The sequence below is a fragment of the Streptomyces swartbergensis genome (assembly GCF_002148965.1).
GTDB lineage: Bacteria > Actinomycetota > Actinomycetes > Streptomycetales > Streptomycetaceae > Streptomyces > Streptomyces swartbergensis.
Genome location: NZ_NGFN01000628.1, coordinates 1 through 2,150, shown reverse-complemented (window position 1 = coordinate 2,150; position 2,150 = coordinate 1). Strand labels below are relative to the sequence as shown.

Here is a 2,150-nt window from a genome sequence, read left to right as displayed (position 1 = left end):
GGGTTGCTGGGGCGTGGGGCGGAGGACTGGCTGCCTCCGCCGTTGTTGTCGGCGCGGGTGCTGTGGGTCTTGATGCCCTGCGCGACCAGGGAGGCCGGGGAGCTGATAACGGCCGCGGCCTTGCCTTCGGCGCCCTGCATGAGGCGGTTGTTGCGGGAGCCGGCGATCTCGTCGCCGAAGCCGGGGACGAAGCGGTAGATCATCGCGCTGGCGAAGATGGCGAGCAGGATGATGGCCAGGCCGGAGACGACGGCGGAGAACGCGTCGGGGCCGTCGTCGGCGGAGAGCGCGCCGGCGAGGCCGAGCACGATGACGATCACCGGCTTGACCAGGATCACGGCGATCATGATGCCCGCCCAGCGGCGGACGTGGCCCCACAGGTTCTTGTCGACGAGGCCGGCGTAGACGACGGTGCCGAGGAGGGCGCCGACGTAGAGCAGGGCGGCGCGGATGACGAGCTCCAGCCACAGCACGCCGGCGGCGAGGATGCTGACCAGGGAGACGACGATCAGCATGATCGGGCCGCCGCCGATGTCCTCGCCCTTCTTGAGGGCCTCGGAGAACGTGCCGAAGAAGGCGTCGGTCTGGTCGCCGGTGGCTTTGGCGAGGACCTCGGTGATGCCGTCGGTGGCCGATACGACCGTGTAGAGGATCAGCGGGGTGAAGGCGGAGGCCAGCACGGTCAGCCAGAGGAAGCCGATGGCTTCGGAGAGGGCGGTGGTGAGGGGGACGCCGCGCACCGCCCGCTTGGCGACGGCCAGCAGCCAGAGCAGGAGCGTGAGGATCGTCGACGCGGCGAAGACGACGGCGTACTGCTGGAGGAACTTCGGGTTCGTGAAGTCGACGTTCGCCGTGTCCTTCACGGCCTCGCTGAGCTTGCCGACGGTCCAGGAGGCGGCGTCGGCACAGCCCTTGGCGAGGGAGGAGAGGGGGTCGAGGGTGGAGGTGGGGTCCAGACGGGAGGTGCCGCCGCCGGAGCCGCCGCCGCTGCCGGTGTCGCCTTCGCAGATCTCCAGTGCCCTGCCGGAGAGCAGGGAGCAGTTGCCGTTGCTGGGTGTGGGCGACGGCGTGGGAGCGGCGACCGCTCGGCCGGCGAGCAGGACGACGGCGGTCTGTACGGCCGTGAGGGTCGCGGCGAGCTTGGCTGCGCGGCGCGGGCTACCGGGCATATGTGAACCCTCCGAACTCCTCGACGGCCTTGGAGATGTCGTCCGACGTCGACACCCTGTTGTCGCCGTTGACCGGCGCGGGGCCTTCCTTCTGGGAGAAGCTGTCGACCTTCCAGTCGCCGTCGGTCCAGCGCAACTGGAGGGTCATGGTGAACCAGTCGCCGGCGACCGGGTTCTCCGAGCCCTCCCCCGTCATCCCGTAGACACCTGTGCACCACACCTCGACGGTGGCGGTGCTGCCCCCGTAGCCGGTGACCTTGGTGCCGACCGGCATGGTGCGGGAGACGTATGTGCTGCCCTTCGGCGCATTGCCGTTCTCGTCCAAGCCGACCTTGTCCAGGAACGCCTTGTCGTACGCCTGGTCGAGGTTTCTCTCCAGTTCGGAGACTCTGTCGGCGTCGAACACCTGTCGGATGATCTCGGGGCGCCGCGCGGGCTTGAGGATGTCGGCTGAGACGAGCACCACCGCGTAGTTCGCCGCCGCGCTCTCCGCCCCCTTCTGGTCCTGGGCGAAGCCCGACGGGATGCCGGCGGCCGACTTGGACTGGACGGGGCGTTGGCCGGAGGGGGCCGTGGCTGCTGTTTCCGGTTTGGTGCCGGCGTCGTCCGACGAGGACGAGCCGTCGCCGCCCCGGTTCGCGAAGGCGATTGCCGCGATGAGGAGGACCACTACGCCGACCACCGTGACCAGGCTGCGGGACGAGCGGCGGCGGGGGGTGCCGTAGGGGTCGGCTCCGGTGTCGGGCAGGCGGGTGCGGGTCTGGCCCGTGCCGCCGTAGCCGCCGGAGGCCTCGTGCTCGTCACCGAGACTCATGCCGCGTACGCCCCCTCGACGTCGTGCGGAAACACCTCGTACCGGTCGTACTGCTCGTACTCCTCGTACGACGGTAGCCGTGCTGGTTCCCGCGCGGGCGCGGTGTGGTGACTCGACATCAGGGAAACGCAACCTTCGCCGGTGGGCACGACGGGCGGGTGGGATGG

General features: G+C 70.0%; 3 protein-coding genes. All 3 read right to left on the bottom strand.

All coding sequences use genetic code 11. From position 1 onward, the window contains the following. The coding region (locus CA983_RS43000) for a hypothetical protein (protein ID WP_086606036.1) at positions 1-1,169 on the bottom strand (1,169 nt) is incomplete at its 3' end. Further along, complete coding sequence (locus CA983_RS42995) at positions 1,159-1,983, bottom strand: DUF8175 domain-containg protein (protein ID WP_086606035.1); 825 nt, start codon at positions 1,981-1,983, stop codon at positions 1,159-1,161. The genes CA983_RS42995 and CA983_RS43000, both read right to left, overlap by 11 nt. After that, positions 1,980-2,102: a hypothetical protein gene (locus tag CA983_RS49045; protein ID WP_268250144.1), complete on the bottom strand. Its 123-nt coding sequence runs from the start codon at positions 2,100-2,102 to the stop codon at positions 1,980-1,982. The genes CA983_RS42995 and CA983_RS49045 overlap by 4 nt, the downstream gene beginning before the upstream one ends. Positions 2,103-2,150 lie beyond the last annotated feature (48 nt).